This is a genomic window from Microvirga roseola (assembly GCF_020866965.1).
In the GTDB taxonomy this organism is placed as follows: domain Bacteria; phylum Pseudomonadota; class Alphaproteobacteria; order Rhizobiales; family Beijerinckiaceae; genus Microvirga; species Microvirga roseola.
Map to the genome: position 1 here is coordinate 86,994 of NZ_JAJATX010000007.1, position 18,100 is coordinate 105,093.

The 18,100-nt window shown below is 63.9% G+C and carries 17 protein-coding genes; 10 read left to right on the forward strand and 7 right to left on the reverse strand.

Annotation, left to right across the window (positions count from 1 at the left end):
• Nucleotides 1-6 precede the first annotated feature (6 nt).
• From LG661_RS06935 to LG661_RS06955, 5 genes are all read left to right on the forward strand, one after another.
• A complete protein-coding gene (locus tag LG661_RS06935; protein WP_230531147.1) occupies nt 7-963 on the forward strand; it encodes a branched-chain amino acid ABC transporter permease in 957 nt (318 codons plus the stop codon).
• A gap of 14 nt (nt 964-977) precedes the next feature.
• Nucleotides 978-2,063, forward strand: a complete 1,086-nt coding sequence (locus tag LG661_RS06940) for a branched-chain amino acid ABC transporter permease (RefSeq protein ID WP_230531148.1) — start codon at nt 978-980, stop codon at nt 2,061-2,063.
• A gap of 73 nt (nt 2,064-2,136) precedes the next feature.
• On the forward strand, nt 2,137-3,459 hold the full coding sequence (locus tag LG661_RS06945) for an ABC transporter substrate-binding protein (RefSeq protein WP_230531149.1): 1,323 nt from the start codon (nt 2,137-2,139) through the stop codon (nt 3,457-3,459).
• 169 nt (nt 3,460-3,628) lie between these two features.
• Nucleotides 3,629-4,462 carry an ABC transporter ATP-binding protein gene (locus LG661_RS06950; protein ID WP_230531150.1) on the forward strand — a complete coding sequence of 278 codons (834 nt, stop codon included), beginning with the start codon at nt 3,629-3,631 and terminating at the stop codon, nt 4,460-4,462.
• A gap of 28 nt (nt 4,463-4,490) precedes the next feature.
• The gene (locus tag LG661_RS06955) at nt 4,491-5,723 is read left to right on the forward strand and encodes a phenylacetate--CoA ligase family protein (protein ID WP_230531151.1); all 1,233 of its coding nucleotides are present in this window, start codon (nt 4,491-4,493) and stop codon (nt 5,721-5,723) included.
• 328 nt (nt 5,724-6,051) lie between these two features.
• Here the strand turns inward: LG661_RS06955 and LG661_RS06960 are convergent, their stop codons facing one another.
• The 3 genes from LG661_RS06960 to LG661_RS06970 form a co-directional block, all read right to left on the reverse strand.
• Entirely contained in the window at nt 6,052-6,894 is an 843-nt protein-coding gene (locus LG661_RS06960) for an outer membrane protein (RefSeq protein ID WP_230531152.1), read from the reverse strand.
• A 342-nt stretch (nt 6,895-7,236) separates the two neighbouring features.
• Nucleotides 7,237-7,680, reverse strand: coding sequence for a sigma factor-like helix-turn-helix DNA-binding protein (locus LG661_RS06965; protein WP_230531153.1), 444 nt, complete (start codon nt 7,678-7,680; stop codon nt 7,237-7,239).
• Between the two features lie 98 nt (nt 7,681-7,778).
• Entirely contained in the window at nt 7,779-8,528 is a 750-nt protein-coding gene (locus tag LG661_RS06970) for a pentapeptide repeat-containing protein (RefSeq protein ID WP_230531154.1), read from the reverse strand.
• A gap of 187 nt (nt 8,529-8,715) precedes the next feature.
• Between LG661_RS06970 and LG661_RS06975 the strand changes: the two genes are divergently transcribed.
• From LG661_RS06975 to LG661_RS06990, 4 genes are all read left to right on the forward strand, one after another.
• Entirely contained in the window at nt 8,716-9,003 is a 288-nt protein-coding gene (locus LG661_RS06975) for a hypothetical protein (protein ID WP_230531155.1), read from the forward strand.
• A gap of 238 nt (nt 9,004-9,241) precedes the next feature.
• Entirely contained in the window at nt 9,242-9,904 is a 663-nt protein-coding gene (locus LG661_RS06980) for a Crp/Fnr family transcriptional regulator (protein ID WP_230531156.1), read from the forward strand.
• Between the two features lie 143 nt (nt 9,905-10,047).
• A complete protein-coding gene (locus tag LG661_RS06985; RefSeq protein WP_230531157.1) occupies nt 10,048-11,085 on the forward strand; it encodes a Fe(3+) ABC transporter substrate-binding protein in 1,038 nt (345 codons plus the stop codon).
• Nucleotides 11,086-11,203: 118 nt separating this feature from the next.
• Nucleotides 11,204-12,850: an ABC transporter permease gene (locus tag LG661_RS06990; RefSeq protein WP_230531158.1), complete on the forward strand. Its 1,647-nt coding sequence runs from the start codon at nt 11,204-11,206 to the stop codon at nt 12,848-12,850.
• Nucleotides 12,851-12,900: 50 nt separating this feature from the next.
• On the opposite strand, the gene LG661_RS06995 is transcribed toward LG661_RS06990, so the two are convergent.
• Together LG661_RS06995 and LG661_RS07000 are read right to left on the reverse strand one after the other, a co-directional pair.
• Nucleotides 12,901-13,581, reverse strand: coding sequence for a 3-oxoacid CoA-transferase subunit B (locus tag LG661_RS06995; protein ID WP_230531159.1), 681 nt, complete (start codon nt 13,579-13,581; stop codon nt 12,901-12,903).
• Nucleotides 13,581-14,294 (reverse strand): CoA transferase subunit A, encoded by a 714-nt coding sequence (locus LG661_RS07000; RefSeq protein WP_230531160.1) that lies wholly within the window; start codon nt 14,292-14,294, stop codon nt 13,581-13,583. Before LG661_RS07000 ends, LG661_RS06995 begins: the two co-directional genes overlap by 1 nt.
• A gap of 290 nt (nt 14,295-14,584) precedes the next feature.
• Between LG661_RS07000 and LG661_RS07005 the strand changes: the two genes are divergently transcribed.
• Nucleotides 14,585-16,399 (forward strand): AsmA family protein, encoded by a 1,815-nt coding sequence (locus LG661_RS07005; protein ID WP_230531161.1) that lies wholly within the window; start codon nt 14,585-14,587, stop codon nt 16,397-16,399.
• Here LG661_RS07005 and LG661_RS07010 read toward each other — a convergent pair.
• Nucleotides 16,393-17,196 (reverse strand): ABC transporter permease, encoded by an 804-nt coding sequence (locus LG661_RS07010; protein ID WP_230531162.1) that lies wholly within the window; start codon nt 17,194-17,196, stop codon nt 16,393-16,395. The genes LG661_RS07005 and LG661_RS07010 overlap by 7 nt on opposite strands.
• Nucleotides 17,193-18,098, reverse strand: coding sequence for an ABC transporter permease subunit (locus LG661_RS07015; RefSeq protein ID WP_230531163.1), 906 nt, complete (start codon nt 18,096-18,098; stop codon nt 17,193-17,195). The genes LG661_RS07010 and LG661_RS07015 overlap by 4 nt, the downstream gene beginning before the upstream one ends.
• Nucleotides 18,099-18,100: the final 2 nt, after the last annotated feature.

Below are 18,100 nucleotides of genomic sequence, written 5' to 3' on the forward strand. Positions count from 1 at the left end.
GAAGCGATGGACATTCTCTACAAGATCTTCATCGAGCCCTTCGTCTTCATGGGTGAGGCGCCGGATCTCCTGATCCAGACGCTGTGGGAAGGGCTGGTCTCCGGGATCCTCTATGCCCTGATCGCGCTCGGCTTCGTCCTCATCTTCAAGGCCTCGGGCGTGTTCAACTTCGCGCAGGGTATCATGGTCGTCTTCTCGGCCCTGATCCTGGTGGGGCTCTACGAGCAGGGCGTGCCCGCCCTCCTCGCCCTCCTCCTGACCGGTGGCGCGATGCTGATCCTGGCTCTCACGGTGGAGCGCGTGGTTCTGCGCCCCCTCGTGAACCAGCCCGACATCATCCTCTTCATGGCGACCTTCGGGCTCACCTATTTCCTGATCGGCTTCGGCGAGCTCATCTTCGGCGGCAGCCCAAAGGAGATGATCACGAGCGAACTCTACCTGCCCCAGGGCACGACGGAGGTTGAGATGCTGGGCGGCTTCGTGCGCTTCCAGCACCTCGACATCGCCGCGACCGTTATCGCGTCGATCATGATCGGCCTGCTTGCGGTCTTCTTCTCGAAGACCCGTATCGGCCGGGCGCTCCGCGCCGTCGCGGACAGCCACAAGGCCGCCCTTTCGGTCGGCATCTCGCTCAACCAGATCTGGGTCATCGTGTGGTTCGCCGCCGGCATCGTGGCCCTGGTGGCCGGCATCATGTGGGGCGCACGCGCGGGCGTGTCCTTCTCGCTGCAGATCATTGCGCTGAAGGCCTTGCCCGTCCTCATCCTCGGCGGCTTCACCTCCATCCCCGGAGCCATCATCGGCGGGCTCATCATCGGCATCGGCGAGAAGCTCGGGGAATTCTATTGGGGGCCCCTGGTCGGCGGCGGCATCGAGACGTGGCTCGCCTACGTCATCGCCCTCCTGTTCCTGCTCTACAGGCCGCAGGGCCTGTTCGGCGAGAAGATCATCGAACGGATTTGAGGGAGAAGAGTTAAGTGCTCTACCGTGAGGCTGGCCAATTCAAGACGAACTATGTCGCCGACCGGGCGATCTTCCCCTTACGCGAGGACAGGATCGGCCTCGGCCTCATCGTCCTGGTCGCCTATTCGCTTGCCTTTCTCGGCAACGACTTCCTGCTCCAGGCGGTGCTGATCCCGTTCCTGGTGTTCTCTCTCGCCGCCATCGGCCTGAACATCCTCACCGGCTATACGGGCCTCCTGTCGCTCGGCACCGGCGCGTTCATGGGGGTCGGGGCCTATGCCTGCTACAAGCTGATGACCGCCTTTCCGGAGGTGAACGTCATCGTCTGGATTTTCGTCTCCGGCTTCTTCTCGGCGGGCATCGGCGCCCTGTTCGGGCTTCCTTCCCTGCGCATCAAGGGATTCTACCTCGCGGTCGCGACGCTGGCGGCGCAATTCTTCCTGCAATGGTGCTTCATCCGCATCCCGTGGCTCGTGAACTACAATGTGTCGGGAGCGCTCGAGGCGCCCCTGCGCACCCTGTTCGGCATCCCGATCGTCGGCGCGACCGCCACGCCGCAGACCCGCTATCTGGTGGTGCTGACCATCGTCATCGTGCTCACCTGGCTCGCTTCCAACCTCGTCCATGGCCGCATCGGGCGCATGTGGATCGCGATCCGCGACATGGACCTCGCCGCCGAGCTCATGGGCATCCGTCCCCTCCAGACGAAGCTCCTGGCCTTCGCGGTCTCGTCCTATTACTGCGGCGTCGCCGGAGCCCTGCTCGTCTTCCTCTGGTACGGCGGCGCGGAATACGACGTCTTCAACATCAACCAATCGTTCTTCATCCTGTTCATGGTCATCATCGGCGGCCTGGGCAGCCTGATCGGCTCGTTCTTCGGGGCGGCGCTCATCTTCATCATGCCCATCGTTCTGGGCATCGTGCTGCCGGCTATCTTCGAGCCCCTCGGCATTCCGATCGCCGCCGAGACCATCGAACACCTGCGCTTCATGATCGTGGGCGCGCTCATCATCTTCTTCCTAATCGTGGAACCGCACGGCCTCGCGCGGCTCTGGCAGATCGGCAAACAGAAGCTCCTGGTCTGGCCGTTCCCCTACTGACAGCGGACCATAAGGAGACGGGAACTACGAACCTCCGGCGTGATGCCGGACAACAACGGGAGGAAACGCAGAAATGTCGTTTCGAAAACTGAGCCTTGGACTGGCCGTTGCGACCCTGGTCGGCGGCGCTACCCTTCCTGCCTTCGCGCAGGACTCCGTCTATGTGCCCCTCTTCACCTACCGCACGGGCCCCTTCGCCGGCTCCGGCATTCCCATCGCCGACGGCATGCATGACTACCTTCAGATGCTGAACGAGCGCGACGGCGGCATCGGCGGCGTGAAGCTCGTGCTCGAAGAATGCGAAACGGGCTACGACACCAAGAAGGGCGTCGAGTGCTACGAGGCGGTGAAGGGCAAGAACCCGGTTATCGTCAATCCCTGGTCGACCGGCATCACCCTGCCGCTGATCCCCCGCGCCTCAGTGGACAAGATCCCGATCCTCTCCATGGCCTACGGCCTCTCGGCCTCGGCCCGCGGCGACATCTTCCCCTGGGTCTTCAACCCGCCGGCCACCTACTGGGACGGCCTGTCGATGATCGTCAAGTACATCGGCGAGAAGGAAGGGGGACTGGAGAAGCTCAAGGGCAAGAAGATCGGCTTCCTGCATCTCGACGCAGCCTTCGGCAAGGAGCCGGTCCCGCTGCTGCAGGAACTCGCCAAGCAGTATGGCTTCGAGGTGGCGCTCTATCCGGTCGCCGCCCAGGACATGCAGAATCAGTCCTCGCAATGGCTGAGCGTGCGCCGCGACCGTCCCGACTACATGATCATGTGGGGCTGGGGTGCCATGAACGGAGCCGCCGTCAAGGAAGCGGTCCGCTCGGGCTATCCGATGGACAAGTTCTATTCCGTCTGGTGGCCGGGTGAGGACGACGCCCGTGCGGGCGGCGCAGGCGCCAAGGGCTTCAAGATGCTGAACTGGCATGCCGTCGGCACGGATTACCCTGCCCTGAAGGACATCCAGAAGCACGTGGTCGACAAGGGCCTCTCCAAGGCACCGAAGGATAAGGTCGGAGAGCTCCTCTATAATCGCGGCGTCTACAACTCGCTGCTGATCGCGGAAGGCATCGCCCAGGCCCAGACGGTCACCGGCAAGAAGGTCGTGACGGGCGAGGACGTGCGCCGCGGCATGGAGAACATCAAGCTCGATCCGGCCCGTCTCAAGGAGCTGGGGCTCGAAGGCTTCACGGATCCGATGGCTCTCACCTGCACGGACCACAACAGCCACAGCCCTGCCTTCATGCAGGAGTGGGACGGCTCGAAGTGGGTGAAGATTTCCGAGCCCATCAAGCCGATGACCGAGCAGGTCCGCGCCCAGCTCGACGCCGCAGCGAAGGACTATGCCGACAAGAATCCCGGCTGGCCCAAGCGCTCGGAGCGTTGCGACAACCAGAGCTAAGACGACTGACCCTCTCCCCGCGCAGGCCGGGTGTTCCCGGGCTCGGTGGGGAGAGGGTGACCCTTGTGTCAACATGGTTCGGGAGAAGGGAAGCTGCGACTTCCGGCAGCCCCTCTCCCGGCTCACTTCCTTCGCCACCCTTTCCCGCAGAGAGGGCCGGGAGATTGTCATGACCGCCGCAGCCTTGCAGCCTGCTCCTGCCGAAACCGTCCTGACGGTCAACAACATCGAGGTCGTCTACGACCACGTGATCCTCGTTCTCAAAGGCGTCTCGCTCAGCGTGCCCAAGGGCGGCATCGTGGCTTTGCTCGGGGCCAACGGCGCAGGCAAGACCACGACGCTGAAGGCTGTCTCCAACCTGCTGCGCGCCGAGCGTGGCGAGGTCACGAAGGGCACCATCGAGTTCAAAGGCGAGCGCGTCGACCGCCTCTCCCCCAACGAACTCGTGCGCCGCGGCTGCATTCAGGTTCTCGAGGGCCGGCACTGCTTCGGGCACCTCACCATCGAGGACAATCTCCTCACCGGCGCCTTCACGCGCCGCGACGGCAACGCTGCGATCCGGCGGGACTTGGAAGCCATCTACGAGTATTTCCCGCGCCTGAAGCAGCGGCGAACCTCCATGGCGGGCTATACCTCCGGCGGCGAGCAGCAGATGTGCGCCATCGGCCGGGCGATGATGTCCCGTCCCTCCATGATCCTGCTGGACGAGCCGTCCATGGGCCTGGCCCCGCAGATCGTGGAGGAGATCTTCGAAATCGTTCACAAGCTCAACGAGACGGAAGGCGTCTCCTTCCTCCTGGCCGAGCAGAACACCAATATGGCGCTGAAATACGCCACCTACGGCTACATTCTCGAGACCGGACGCGTCGTCATGGACGGTCCCGCACAGATGCTGCGGGAGAACGAGGACGTGAAGGAATTCTACCTCGGCGTCTCGGAAGGCGACCGCAAGTCGTTCCGCGACGTGAAGAGTTACAAGCGCCGCAAGCGCTGGCTGGCGTGACAGCCCTTCAGACGGGAAGAGACAAGCCTTGAGCGACCATTTCGATATCTACGAAACCCGAGAGCCTGCGGAACGCGAGGCCTCTCTTTTCGCGCGCCTGCCGGATGTCCTGAGGCGGGCCGCCGAGACACCGGCCTATGCGGAACGGCTGCAGGGCATAGATCCGAGCCGCATCACGAACCGCGAGGCGCTGGCAGGCCTGCCGGTGCTTCGCAAGGCCGAACTACCAGCTCTGCAGAAAGCGTCCCTCCCCTTCGGCGGCTTCGTTCCCGGCGCTCCGGGCTCGTTCGCGCGCCTCTTCACCTCGCCGGGTCCGATCTTCGAAGCGGAGGCCAATGCGCCAGATCCCTGGCGCATGGCGCGGGGATTGCATGCCGCCGGGTTCCGCAACGGCGACGTGGTGCTCAACACCTTCAGCTACCACCTGACGCCGGGCGGCTTCATCATGGATTCCGGTGCGCGCGCCCTCGGCTGCGCCGTCATCCCTGCCGGGCCCGGCAACACGGAGCAGCAGTTCGAGCTGATCGAGGCCTACCGGCCGGTCGCCTATTGCGGCACGCCGGATTTCCTCAAGATCCTCCTCGACGGCGCGGAAGCGGCGGGACGGGACGTGTCCTCCATCAGGCGGGCGCTTGTCTCGGGCGCGGCCTTTCCGAAATCCCTGCAGGAGGAGTTCTCCTCCCGCGGCATCGAGGCCTACCAGGCCTATGCCACGGCCGATCTCGGCTTGGTGGCATACGAGTCTCCTGCCCGCGAGGGTCTGGTGGTGAACGAGGGCCTCATCGTCGAGATCGTGAAGCCGGGCACCGGCGATCCGGTGCCGGAGGGGGATGTAGGCGAGATCGTTGTGACCACGCTCGATCCGCACCGGCCTCTCATCCGGCTGGCACTCGGCGATCTGACCGCTTCCCTGAAAGGTGCGAGCCCCTGCGGACGCACCAACATGCGGATCAAGGGCTGGATGGGAAGAGCCGATCAGGCCGCGAAGGTGAAGGGCATGTTCGTGCGCCCCGAGCAGGTGGCGGAGATCGGCCGCCGCCATCCCGATCTCGGGCGCCTGCGCCTCGTCATCACCCGCGAGGGAGAGACGGACATGATGACGCTGATGGCCGAAGCCCCGTCTCCAGGCGACGATCTGGCCGCCGCCATCGGGGATACGCTCCAGAACGTGACCAAGCTCAAGGGCGTCGTCACCCTCACCACACCGGGCAGCCTCCCGAACGACGGCAAGGTCATCGCCGACGAGCGCACCTACGCCTGAGCTTTTGCGACGCAGAGGAGCTCTACAAAAAAGAAAGAGCACTCTCTAGGAGAGTGCTCTAAGTGTCCGGCCGTAGGGGCAAAAATGGACCGGAGATCCCTACAACACTCCGCGGAACGTTTGGTTCCACAAAAAATAAAATTTTTATCCCGAAGCTGTGCCGCATTCAGGTCACGTTTGAACGGTTTAGGGCTGAACTTCCCGTGGGGGCAAAATCACGGGCCGGAGGCTGCGACCTGTAAACGTAAAGGAACAGGTCGCGGCCTTTCTCTTGTTGCCACGAAAAAGGCCCGGGTTCTCCCGGGCCTTTCGTTACGGTCGGCAAGGTTCAGTACGTGCCGAACTTGAAGTTCAACTTGGCACGGGCCACGAAGAACTCGTTGTCCTCGCTGTTCCGGACACTGGCGAAGACAGGCTCCCGGCCGCCGGGAACGGCTACGCTTCCGATATACGTGCCGTTGTCCTCCTGATCGAGGTTCACCCACAGGCCTTCGAGGCCGATGGTTGCGCCCGAACCGAGGAAACCGAAGTTCGTCGGGATGGCCCATTCGACACCGCCGCCGATCACCCAGCCAGTGCGCACGTCATTGCCGTCATCCCCGAAGAGGAGGCCGTCGAACTCGTCGTTCGTATCGCCGCTGCCGTAGGCGAAGCCGCCGGTGGCGTAGACCAGCAACCGGTCGAAGGCTACGCCCGCGCGGGCGCGAACGGTGCCGAACCAGTCGATCCCGCCGGCCACGCCGGCCGCACGGAAGTCATAGGCATTTCTCCAGACCGCCGGGAAAACGGCCCCGTCACGGTCCGCGCCGAGATCCGCCCACTGAATGTCGGTCTCGAGACCGATCACGAAGGAGCCGATCTGGTAGTTGTAGCCGATCTGACCGCCGCCGACGAAGCCGTCGCCGCTCTCGTCCGTGTAGCTGATCGTGCCGGCGGGCGAGCCCGGGCCGATCTCGCCGGCAGGGACGAAGACGCTTTCGTTGTTGTTCTCCGCCCAGCCATAGCCGGCGTTCACGCCCACGTAGAAGCCCGACCAGGTGAAGACCGGCGGCGGCGCGAAGACCGGAGCCGGAGGTGGAGCCTGGACAGGCAGATCCGCAGCCGAAGCCGCCGGGGCGACAAGAGCCAGGGCCGCCGTCCCAGTCAGAAGATAGAGAATACGCTTTCTCATAACCGCTATCCTTTGTGTGAGGACCACGACGGCACTTTATGAAGTTTCCCCTCAGGAAGACTATGGCAAAGCTGCAACACCTACTTGCAAGGCGCCTGTAATTCCGTAAGAAAAAGGACTACTCCTTTCGGGTTTTACATGAGCGATACAGAGACATCTGCAATTAAGACGAAAGTAACGCTCGTCGGCGAGGATAAGCGATTTGACATCTCTCAGTTGCTATGCCCTACTATGCCTGTTTTCGGTGTGACACCCGAAGGCGAGGAGATCACTCGGCCCTGCCCCACCCGGGCAGGGCTTTTTATGTTCCGGCGCGGATTTTCTAGGCTGCGGCACTACCGCTCACAGGTCGCCGAGAGTCAGTTGGCCCTGCCCTGCCGGTTTCTGCCCCTGGCGACGCTTGGGTGTGGCGGAGCGTGTCTTCTGCGTCCCCGCCGTCTTGCGTCCTGTCCGTCCAGCCATCCTAGCCTTGGCGCGGTCACGGGCCAGGGCCTCCGGCGCGGCGGGATTCTCGTCGAGCCATTTGCCCCGCTTGATCACCTCGTTGACCCGCCCCTGATTGACGCCGAGAGCAAAGGCGATCTCCTGCTGCGTCATCTCCGTGGTGGCATGGAGTTCCAGGATCTCCCGGGCCAGCTCAGGGGTCATCCTGCGGCCCGCGATCCGACGCCCGGGCGTGACGGAGCGCTTCTCCCGGTCCCGCTCGCGCAGCCTCTGCAGGATGGCGAGGGCCATGTGCATTCCCTGCTCACGCAGGGCATCCTCGAATTCCTTGAGCGTGGTCACGTCAGCGCACCCCCAGGCAAGCAGGCCCGAAACAGAAGGCCCTGGGAAATCAACGGCCAAGCTGGAATTTGGTTCACCCGCCCGCGTTACGGCGAGGTTCAGTCGCCCTCCTCGGAACAGGGCCAGTGCTGTGGTCTTGCCAGTTCGGCAGGCAACTGCGTCTGCGCATCGCCGCACGCAATATCGATCTGCTGCTGCGTCAGGCCGGTCGCGCCGCTGAGGTCGGTTCCGGCAAACTGCGTCAGATAGAGATAAGCGCGGGTCAGGTTCGCACCCGTCATATCCGCACCGGCAAACCTGGCCCGTGAGAGATTGGAGTAGCTGAGATCCACCCCTGTAAGCTGCGCATTCTGAAAGACGACCCGCGCCAGTTCCGCCTTTGACAGGTTTGCGCCCGTCAAATCCGCGCCGCTGAAATCGGAACGGTTCAATTCGGCCTTCCTGAAGCTGGCACCCGCGGCCTTCACCTGCGCGAAATTCGAGCGGCTCATATCCGCCGTATCGAACATGGCGCCCGTGAGAACGGCCCGGCCGAAATTCGCTCTCCAGCCGAGCGCCTTCGTGAAGTCGGCCTTCGTCAAGTCCGCGCTCTCGAAGCGCGTACGGCTGACCTCGGTCTCATCGAGCCTTGCCCCGGCGAGACTGGAGGCTGCAAAGTCGCTCAGAGTGAGAAGGGACCGGCTGAACACAGACCCCGCCAGATTCTCATTGGCCAGGAAAAGCCGCGCCTTCGAGCAGCCGGACCAGTCCACGCCGGGGCCGGGCGCATCCGAACACTTGGCCATGGCCGGCCCTGCAAGAACCGTCAGCATGAGCACGGCGCCACCGGCACGGCAGAACGGCTTCATCGATCCCTCTCGATCACAACGGATACTGTCTCTTTAGGTGGCGCGCGATGGCTGCCGGTGGAGACCCTACCCCGAGATTTTCCATGCATGCTAGCCTTGGATTCTGCATGGCCGGATGCGTGAGACTCGACTCTTCGGAATAATGGCCTAGCTCTCTGCGCGTCCTTGTTCGTTGCGGAGTCGGACTATGCGTCACCTGATGATCGTTTCTGCCCTCGTCCTGACCGGCATGAGCCTTGGCGGATGCAACACCGGAGCGCCCATGGGGGTGCTGCCGCGGGATCCCGTGCCCCCTCCGCCCTCCGTTACCGGCAGCCTGTCGAATCGCTCGGCGGCGGACGAGAGGCCCAGCGTTTCGGTCCAGCGCCGGAGCAGGCTCAGTGTGCCGGATCGGATCGCCCCTCCGCGCCCATCTTCGCCCGAGATCGAGCCGGTCATGACGGGACGCGGGGCCGGAGCAGGCTTCCGCTTCTGAGCGCGAATCCGGGAAGCGCGTTTTCCGGTCAGATTCATGGACGGGAATGCTCTCTCTGCATTAGGAGGTCTCCAGGTCGCCTGGAGGCCTTTTTGCCGCATGAGGCTCCAAGCGCCTTGACTTCCCTTGGCTTCCGGCGCGAACGGATCTGTTCTCGTGTGCGCCAACTCGGCGGTACCCGGCCTTTCCGATTTGATGGTATAGGCCATTCCGCAACGTAAACTCTGGATCACCTTCCATGACATGGGTCGAGGCAATCGGCTGGCTTGGGGCAGCGCTCGCCATTACCGGCAGCGCAATGAAGACGATCATTCCGCTGCGATGCGTCGGCATCGCGGCGAATGTGACCTCGCTGACCTATTCGTCCATCATGCATCTCTACCCGAGCATGACGGTCAATCTGATCCTGCTGCCCCTCAACAGCTGGCGCCTCTATCAGATGCTGCGCCTGATCAAGAAGGTCAAACAGGCCTCCAAGAGCGACCTGTCCATGGAGTGGCTCAAGCCGTTCATGACCCGCCGCAAGGTGGAGGCCGGCGAGGTGCTGTTCGCCAAGGGCGACACTGCCACCTGCATGTTCTACACGCTGTCTGGCCGGTTCCGCCTGAAGGAACTCGGGATCGAGCTCCCCCAGGGCCAGGTCGTGGGCGAGATGGGCTTCATGGCGCCTGACAACAGGCGCACCCAGACCCTTGAATGTCTTGAGAGCGGCGAAGTCCTCAGCATCTCCTATGACCAGGTACGCCAGCTCTATTTCCAGAACCCGGAATTCGGCTTCTATTTCCTGCGCCTTACCAGCGAGCGCCTGTTCCAGAACATGGAGAGGATGGAGGCGGAAATCACGCGCCTTCGCGCCGCCGCTCCCGACGAGCCTGTCGTCAAGAAAGCCATGTCAGCTTAGAATTCTTACAATAAACCTCAGTTTAGAATTTATCTAACCTATTGAAATAACTTATTTTTTTATTGAATCGGAATCGCAGCTGTGGTTCTTCCAGAGCCAATCGGGACAGGCTGTCCCGCCCAGTTGCTCCGAAGGATTCCACAATGCTGAACTCCAAGCTTGCGCGCAGCCTTGCCCTGGGCGTTGCCGCCATGGGCATCTTCGCCGGAACGAGCCTTTCCGCGGCAGCGGAAGAAGTGCTGAACATCTACACCACCCGCGAGCCGGGTCTCATCAAGCCGATCCTGGACGACTTCACCAAGGAGACCGGCATCAAGGTCAACACGATCTTCCTGAGCAGCGGCCTCGAGGAGCGCATCCGCTCCGAGGGCGCGAACAGCCCGGCGGACCTGATCATCACGGTCGATATCGGCCGCCTGCAGGCTGCCAAGGATTACGGCGTGACCCAGCCGGTCAAGTCCGAGGCGCTCGAGAAGGCGATCCCCGCCGCCTATCGCGATCCCGAAGGCCACTGGTACGGCATCGCCCTGCGCGGCCGCGTGGTTTACGCCTCCAAGGACCGTGTGAAGCAGGACAAGATCACCTATGAAGAGCTTGCCGACCCCAAGTGGAAGGGAAAGGTCTGCATCCGCTCGGGCCAGCACCTCTACAACATCAGCCTCTTCGCAGCCATGATCGCCCACAAGGGCGAGGAGAAGGCAGAGGAGTGGCTGAAGGGCCTGAAGGCCAATCTCGCCAAGAAGCCCTCCGGCGGCGACCGCGAGCAGGCCAAGGACATCCTGGCCGGCGTCTGCGACATCGCCATCGGCAACACCTACTACGTCTCGCTCATGCGTAACGGCAACAACGAAGAGCAGAAGAAGTGGGGCGAGGCCATCAACGTGATCCTGCCGACTTTCGAGGACGGCGGCACCCACGTCAACGTCTCCGGCCTCGCGCTGGCGAAGAACGCTCCGAACAAGGCCAACGCCGTCAAGTTCATGGAATACATGGTCTCCGACGACGCTCAGCGTCTCCACGCCGAGGCCAATTCCGAGTATCCGGTGAAGGCCGGCATCAAGATCCACCCGACCATCGCCTCCTTCGGCGATCTCAAGGCGGACAACGTGCCGATCGCCGAGATTGCGAAGCTCCGCAAGAAGGCCAGCGAACTAGTCGACAAGGTCGGCTTCGACCAATAAGCCAGTGACCACAACCTGACAGGAGGCGCTGCCGGAAACGGTGGCGCCATTTCCATTGAAAGCAACAGCAGCAGCCCCTCCCCTTTTCCGCCTTCCCGGCCGGCGCAGGACGCGGCGGTTGCCCTGGTGGCTAATGGCCGCCGTGGGGACGGTCGGGCTGCTGGTTCTGCTGCCCCTCGCTTCGCTCCTCGGCATCGCGGCGGAGGGCGATGCGGAGATCTGGCCGCATCTCATCGCCAATGTCCTGCCGGCGAGCATCATCGACACGCTGGCGCTCCTGACGGGTGTCGCCGTCTTTGCAGGCTCCATGGGAATCGCGACGGCGTGGCTCGTCACGGCGCACCGATTTCCCGGTCGCGACATCCTCGTCTGGCTGCTTCCGCTGCCGCTCGCCGTGCCGACCTACATCACGGCGTACATCTATGTCGAAGTCTTCGATTCCGCGGGCCTCGTGCAGATGGCCCTGCGTGAGGCGATGGGCTGGACCTCCCGCTCCGATTACTGGTTTCCCGAGATCCGCTCGCTTCCGGGCTGCATCCTGGTGATGTCGGCCGTCCTGTATCCTTACGTCTATATCGCGGCACGGGCGATGTTCCTGACCCAGAGCGCCAGCCTGATGGAGGCGGCGCGCACTCTCGGGGCCGGTCGCTTCAAGCTCTTTCGAGTCATCGCGATCCCCCTTGCCCGCCCGGCCCTTGCGGTGGGGCTGTCGCTTGCCCTCCTCGAGGCCCTCAACGACATCGGTGCGAGCGAATTTCTCGGCGTGCGCACGCTGACGGTTTCGGTCTACACCACCTGGCTCAACCGTGGCAGCCTCGCAGGAGCGGCGCAGATCGCCTGCGTGATGCTCGCCTTCGTGGTGGCGCTGATCCTTATCGAGCGCCACGGCCGGCGCGACAGGCGCTACACGCTTTCCACCAAGCGGCCGCGGATCGTGCAGCCGGTCCCCCTTTCCGGCCGCCAGGCATGGATTGCGACAACCCTCTGCGCCCTCCCCGTGACCTTGGGCTTCATCCTGCCAACTGCGTTCCTGCTGCGGGAGACCTTGCGCGGCGGACTCACCCGCCAGTTGGACGCGGCCTTCCTGTCCCACCTGACGACCACCATCGGCCTTTCAGCCGCGGCAACATTGGCCGCCCTCGCTCTCGCCATCATGCTGGTCTCGGCCGCGCGGCTCGCGAGGACCTCCCTCACCCGAGGCTCGCTCTTCCTGGCGGGCCTGGGGTATGCGGTTCCGGGCACCGTTCTGGCCCTGGGGCTCATGACGCCCCTGATCGCCTTCGACACCCTGATCGGCAATCTCTGGCGGAGTCTCACGGGCGAGCGCATCGGGCTGCTCCTGATGGGCGCGGCGGGCGGGATCATCATCGCCTACGTGATCCGGTTCCTGCCAATCGCCACCGGCTCTCTTTCCGCCGGCATGGACCGGGTTTCCCCAGGGCTCGAGGATGCGGCCCGCACTCTCGGCGCCTCCCGGAAGGACCTCGTCCGAAGGATCCAGCTGCCGCTCATGCGGCCTGCTTTGGCGAGTGCAGCGCTCCTCGTCTTCGTGGACTGCATCAAGGAGCTGCCGGCGACGCTGCTGCTGCGGCCCCTCAACACCGAAACCCTGGCGACGCTCGTCTATGGCTATGCCGCGCGGGGCACATTCGAGAACGGCTCGCTGGCCGCCCTCGTCATCGTCCTGGTCGGGCTCGTTCCCGTCACCCAGTTGGTGCGCGGCGCCGAGATGCGGCTGAAGGCCTCCGGCAGCGCCAGCCCATAAAGGAAAAGCGGCCCGAAGGCCGCTTCTCGTCTCATCCCGATTCTGGCCGATCAAGCCGCGCTGGACTGCTTGCCGTCCAGGGCAACCTTGAACGCGGCCTGCGTCTTCGCCTTGATCTCATCGAGCGTGACGCCGTCGGCGAGCTCGATGAGGGTCATTCCGGAGCCGCCCTTCTTGTCGATGCTGAACACACCGAGATCGGTGATCACCATGTCGACCACGCCTGCGCCGGTGAGCGGCAGCGTGCAGGCCTTCAGCAGCTTCGGATCCTCCGAGCCGTCCTTGCCCTTGGCCACGTGCTCCATGACCACGACGACGCGCTTGACGCCCGCCACGAGGTCCATGGCGCCGCCCATGCCTTTCACCATCTTGCCTGGGATCATCCAGTTGGCGAGGTCCCCGTTCTCGGCCACCTGCATGGCGCCGAGGATGGAGAGATCGATGTGGCCGCCGCGGATCATGGCAAAGGAATCAGCAGAGGAGAAATAGCTCGTCGTCGGCAGTTCGGTGATCGTCTGCTTGCCGGCGTTGATCAGGTCGGCATCCTCCTCGCCCTCGAACGGGAATGGCCCCATGCCGAGCATGCCGTTCTCGGACTGCAGCTGAACCCGCATGCCCTTGGGGATGTAGTTCGACACCAGCGTCGGGATGCCGATGCCGAGATTCACGTAATAGCCGTCGCGCAGCTCCTTCGCCGCGCGGGCGGCCATCTGTTCACGGGTCCATGCCATTAGACTGCCTCCTCCGCGCGCTTGCGGGTCGTACGCTGCTCGATGTGTTTGACCGGGTTCGGCACATGCACGAGGCGCTTCACGAAGATTCCCGGCGTGTGAATGGTGTCCGGGTCGATCTCACCGGCCGGCACCAGGTGCTCGACCTCGGCGACGGTCAGCCGCGAGGCGGAGGCCATCATCGGGTTGAAGTTGCGGGCCGTCTTCCGGTAGACGAGGTTGCCTTCCGTGTCGCCCTTCCAGGCGTGGACGATGGAAATATCGGCGAAGAGCCCCGTCTCCATGACATATTTCTCGCCGTTGAACTCGCGGACCTCCTTGCCCTCGGCGATGAGGGTGCCGACGCCGGTCTTGGTGTAGAAGGCCGGGATGCCTGCCCCGCCCGCGCGGATGCGCTCGGCCAGCGTCCCTTGCGGGTTGAACTCCAGCTCCAGCTCCCCGGAGAGATATTGCTGGGCGAAGAGCTTGTTCTCGCCCACATAGGACGAGATCATCTTCTTGATCTGCCGGGTCTCCAGCAGCCGGCCGAGACCGGCGCCGTCCACGCCCGCATTGTTGGAGATGAAGGTCAGGTCCTTCGCCCCCGAATCACGGATCGCTTCGATCAGCGCCTCCGGAATGCCGCAAAGGCCGAAGCCGCCGGCCATGATGGTCATGCCATCCTTCACCAGACCAGCCAGCGCCGAGCGCGCATCGCTGTAAACCTTATCCATTCAATCCTCTCCCGAGCATTCCCCGCTCTTGTAGAAGCTCTTAGAGCCGTTTCCACCAGGGTGGAATTACCTCTTTCGTTTGGTACGCCTCCCGTTCCCGAGCGGCAACCAGATCCGCCCCGCCCGAGCACGGTCCGGTGCGACTGAGCGCCACCCTGCAGCCCGGCCTCATTTTAGACAATCCCTTCGTGTGGATATATGGAAACGGTCCATGGCTCAGGCCTCCCCGGACTGTCATTCTCCCACCACCGCTTGTGATGCGGGGCACAAGGTTTCATAAGCTCAAATCCATGTCTCGCCGCGTCGTTTTTCTCATCGCGCTCATCTCGCTTGCCGTGCTCGGAGCGGCGGCGGCCCCCTGGACCTTGACCGGGAGTGGGCTCTCGTCGGCAGTGACCGAGCACATGAAGGAGCGCTACGGTCTCGAGCTCAAGGCCGAGGGGCGCAGCACCTTCGCCCTTCTGCCGATCCCCCGCGTCAAGTTCGAGAATGTCACCATTCGCTTCCCCGGCAAGGCTCTTGAGGCAGAGGGTGGCACCCTGCGAGGGGAGCTGCGCCTGCTGCCGATGGTCTTGGGCCGGGTCGAGCTTGCGGAAGTCTCCTTGAGTGAGGCGAACATCACGGCCTCATCGAAGGCACTTCAGGGTTTGGACTGGGCCGGGCTCGCCAAGGCCCGCCCCGACGATGCGCGCGCCCGCCGCCTCATCCTGGCCGGCGCAACGGTCCGCTGGACCGATCTGGAGGATGCAAAGCTCGACAGGGTCAACCTTGTGGTGAGCTGGGCCGATGCCGATTCACCGCTCTACGCGGTCGGCTCCGCCGTGTGGCAGAACGAAACCGTGCTGCTTGAGCAGGCCTCCCTCACCCCGAGCCTGCTCGCTTCGGACCAGATCAGTCCGGTCTCGCTGATCCTGTCGGCTCCCTCCGGCCGCATCGCCGTGACGGGCGAGGCGCAGCTCGGAGACGATCCCCGCATGACGGGAGAAAGCACAATCGAGGCCAAGTCGGTCCGGGATTTCACGCATTGGAGCGGCGTCGAGCTACCGTTCGGCTCGCTCGTCCGGGCTTTGTCGGTCGCAGGCGATTTTTCCATGCACCGCCGCCGTCTGACCTGGCCCTCCGTGGCCGTGACGCTGGGCAAGGACAAGCTTGAGGGAACGATGGCGGTCCGTTTCGAGGCGGAGCGTCCCATCATCACGGGCACGCTCGCAGCCGGCACGCTGAACCTGTCGGACCTGTTCGTGCCCTTCAAGCAGGCCCGCAACGAATCCGGCGCCTGGAGCAGCGAGACCATCGACCTTGCGCATACCACCGGCAGCAGCCTGGATCTGCGCCTGTCGGCATCGAGCGCCCAGCTCGGGCGCCTGCGCCTCGACGACATGGCGGCCAGCGTCCTCGTCCGCCCCGGCCGGATCGAGGCGTCCATCGGACGCGCCGATTTCCACAAAGGCACCCTGAAGGGCCGCCTGTCCCTCATCGCCCAGGGCAAAAGCGTGGAGTTCAAGAGCCAGGGCACGTTCTCCGGCGTGGACGTTTCCACCTTCCTGGCCGCAATCGGCGAGCCGCGTTGGCTCACGGGCGCAGCCCAGGGCCAGTTCCAGCTTGAAGGCTCGGGCAAGACCCCTGCCGAGGTGATGCGTCATGCCCAGGGGCGCTCATCGGTCACGGTCAAGGAAGGCGAGCTTGTCGGGCTTGCTCTCGACGACGCCCTCCGGAGGGTCGAGAAGCGACCGCTCCTCGCCTCTCTCAACTGGAAGAGCGGCCGAACGGCATTCGATCAGGCTCAGGCACAACTCGTCGTGGAGAAGGGCATCGGCAAGGTCCTGGACACCCGCCTCACGGCCCCGACCATTCAGGCCGGCCTCGACGGGCAGGTCTCACTGGTGGACCGCGCCCTCAGCCTGAAAGCGCATGTCTCCCAGGCAGGCGCTAGCCCCGACCCCGACGTGGCCCTCGAATTCGACATCACGGGCGGATGGGACAGCGTCACCGTGATGCCGGACGTGCGCTCTCTCATCAAGCGTTCGGGAGCGGCCAAGCCTCTCTTCGGCCGCCAGCAGCTGATCCAGCCCAGCAGCCAGAACCCTCTCGCAACGGCTCAGTGAGCGTTGCGGCGGGAGCGGATGACCGAGCGCTTGCTCAGGAGCGTCGCCGCAATCACGCCGAGCGTTACGATCCCGATGAGGATGGTCGAGGCTGCGTTGACCTCCGGCGATAGTCCAAGCCTCACCGCACTGTAGATCCGGATCGGCAGGGTCGTCGCACCGGGCCCCGTGTTGAAGCTCGCGATCACCAGGTCGTCGAGGGACAGGGTGAAGGCGAGCAGGAAGCCCGCCACGATGGACGGCGCGATCAGCGGCAGCGTCACCGCGAAGAAGGTGCGGAGCGGCGGTGCGCCGAGGTCCATCGCCGCTTCCTCGAGAGACCGGTCGAAAGTCACCAACCGCGCCTGCACCACCACGGTCACGAAGCACATGGTGAGCGTGGTATGCGCCAGCGTAATGGTCCAGAATCCGCGGTCGAGCCCGATGGCGACGAAGAACAGCAGCAGCGACAGGCCTGTGATGACCTCCGGCATGACCATGGGCGCATAGACCATTCCGGTGAACAGCGTCAGGCCGGGAAAGCGCCCGTAGCGCGTCAGGGCGAGGGCAGCGAGCGTTCCGAGGATCGTTGCGACGCTGGCCGTGAGCAGCGCGATCCTGAACGTCACCCAGGCTGCCTCCATCAGCGCCTCGTTGCGGAAGAGCATTCCGTACCAACGGGTCGAGAAGCCCCCCCAGACGGTGACGAGACGGGAGGCGTTGAAGGAATACACCACCAGCAGGAGGATCGGCAGGTAGAGAAAGGCGAAGCCGAGCACCAGGGCCGTGACGTTGAAGGGGCTGAGGCGGCGCGTCATCTCACATTCTCCACCCGACGGGCCTCGGCATCGCGATAGATCACGATGGGCACGACCAGAATAATGAGTAGGACGATGGCGACCGAGGAAGCCAGCGGCCAGTCCCGGTTGGAGAAGAACTCGCTCCAGAGCTGACGGCCGATCATCAGCGTCTCCGACCCGCCGAGAAGATCCGGGATCACGAACTCGCCAACCGCCGGAATGAAACACAGAAGCGAGCCTGCGAGGATGCCCGGCATGGCGAGCGGAACGGTGATCGTCCAGAAGGAGCGCCAAGGCGTCGAGCCGAGATCGAGCGCCGCCTCGAGCAGCGTATCGTCCATCTTCTCGAGCGTCGCGTAGAGCGGCAGCACCATGAAGGGCAGATAAGCATAGACGATGCCGATGAAGACCGCCGTCTCCGTGTTGAGGATGCCGAGAGGCTCCGAGATCAGCCCCGCTCCCATGAGGACCTGATTGAGAAAGCCGTCCGGCTTGAGGATGGCGATCCAGGCATAGATGCGGATCAGGAAGCTCGTCCAGAACGGCAGGATGACGAGGGCGACCAGCAGGGAGCGGTAGCGCTCCGGCGCGCGAGCCATGGCATAGGCGATGGGAAAGCCCACCAGAAGCAGCAGCAAGGTCGAGACAGCCGCAATCCGCACCGACGACAGCAGCGCCCGCAGGTAGAGATCGTCGCCGACCAGGAGTTCGTAATTCTCGAGATTGAGCTGCGAGAAGAAGCCGGCGATGTCACTCCAATCGAAAACCGGCCTGTAGGGCGGCTGGGCAATGGCCGGATCAGAGAGGCTGATCTTGAGGACGATCAAGAACGGCACGAGGAACAGGAGGCAGAGCCAGAGGAAGGGCACGGCCGGTACCAGCCCTTCGCTCAGCCGGCGGGTCAACGGGCGCTTGTGCATGG

What these genes read in the sequence shown, in the direction of transcription:
- LG661_RS06935 (WP_230531147.1), top strand. Translation starts at nt 7, where the DNA reads ATGGACATTCTCTACAAGATCTTCATCGAGCCCTTCGTCTTCATGGGT.
- LG661_RS06945 (WP_230531149.1), top strand. Translation starts at nt 2,137, where the DNA reads ATGTCGTTTCGAAAACTGAGCCTTGGACTGGCCGTTGCGACCCTGGTC.
- LG661_RS06950 (WP_230531150.1), top strand. Translation starts at nt 3,629, where the DNA reads ATGACCGCCGCAGCCTTGCAGCCTGCTCCTGCCGAAACCGTCCTGACG.
- LG661_RS06960 (WP_230531152.1), bottom strand. Translation starts at nt 6,894, where the DNA reads ATGAGAAAGCGTATTCTCTATCTTCTGACTGGGACGGCGGCCCTGGCT.
- LG661_RS06970 (WP_230531154.1), bottom strand. Translation starts at nt 8,528, where the DNA reads ATGAAGCCGTTCTGCCGTGCCGGTGGCGCCGTGCTCATGCTGACGGTT.
- LG661_RS06975 (WP_230531155.1), top strand. Translation starts at nt 8,716, where the DNA reads ATGCGTCACCTGATGATCGTTTCTGCCCTCGTCCTGACCGGCATGAGC.
- LG661_RS06980 (WP_230531156.1), top strand. Translation starts at nt 9,242, where the DNA reads ATGACATGGGTCGAGGCAATCGGCTGGCTTGGGGCAGCGCTCGCCATT.
- LG661_RS06985 (WP_230531157.1), top strand. Translation starts at nt 10,048, where the DNA reads ATGCTGAACTCCAAGCTTGCGCGCAGCCTTGCCCTGGGCGTTGCCGCC.
- LG661_RS06995 (WP_230531159.1), bottom strand. Translation starts at nt 13,581, where the DNA reads ATGGCATGGACCCGTGAACAGATGGCCGCCCGCGCGGCGAAGGAGCTG.
- LG661_RS07000 (WP_230531160.1), bottom strand. Translation starts at nt 14,294, where the DNA reads ATGGATAAGGTTTACAGCGATGCGCGCTCGGCGCTGGCTGGTCTGGTG.
- LG661_RS07005 (WP_230531161.1), top strand. Translation starts at nt 14,585, where the DNA reads ATGTCTCGCCGCGTCGTTTTTCTCATCGCGCTCATCTCGCTTGCCGTG.
- LG661_RS07010 (WP_230531162.1), bottom strand. Translation starts at nt 17,196, where the DNA reads ATGACGCGCCGCCTCAGCCCCTTCAACGTCACGGCCCTGGTGCTCGGC.
- LG661_RS07015 (WP_230531163.1), bottom strand. Translation starts at nt 18,098, where the DNA reads ATGCACAAGCGCCCGTTGACCCGCCGGCTGAGCGAAGGGCTGGTACCG.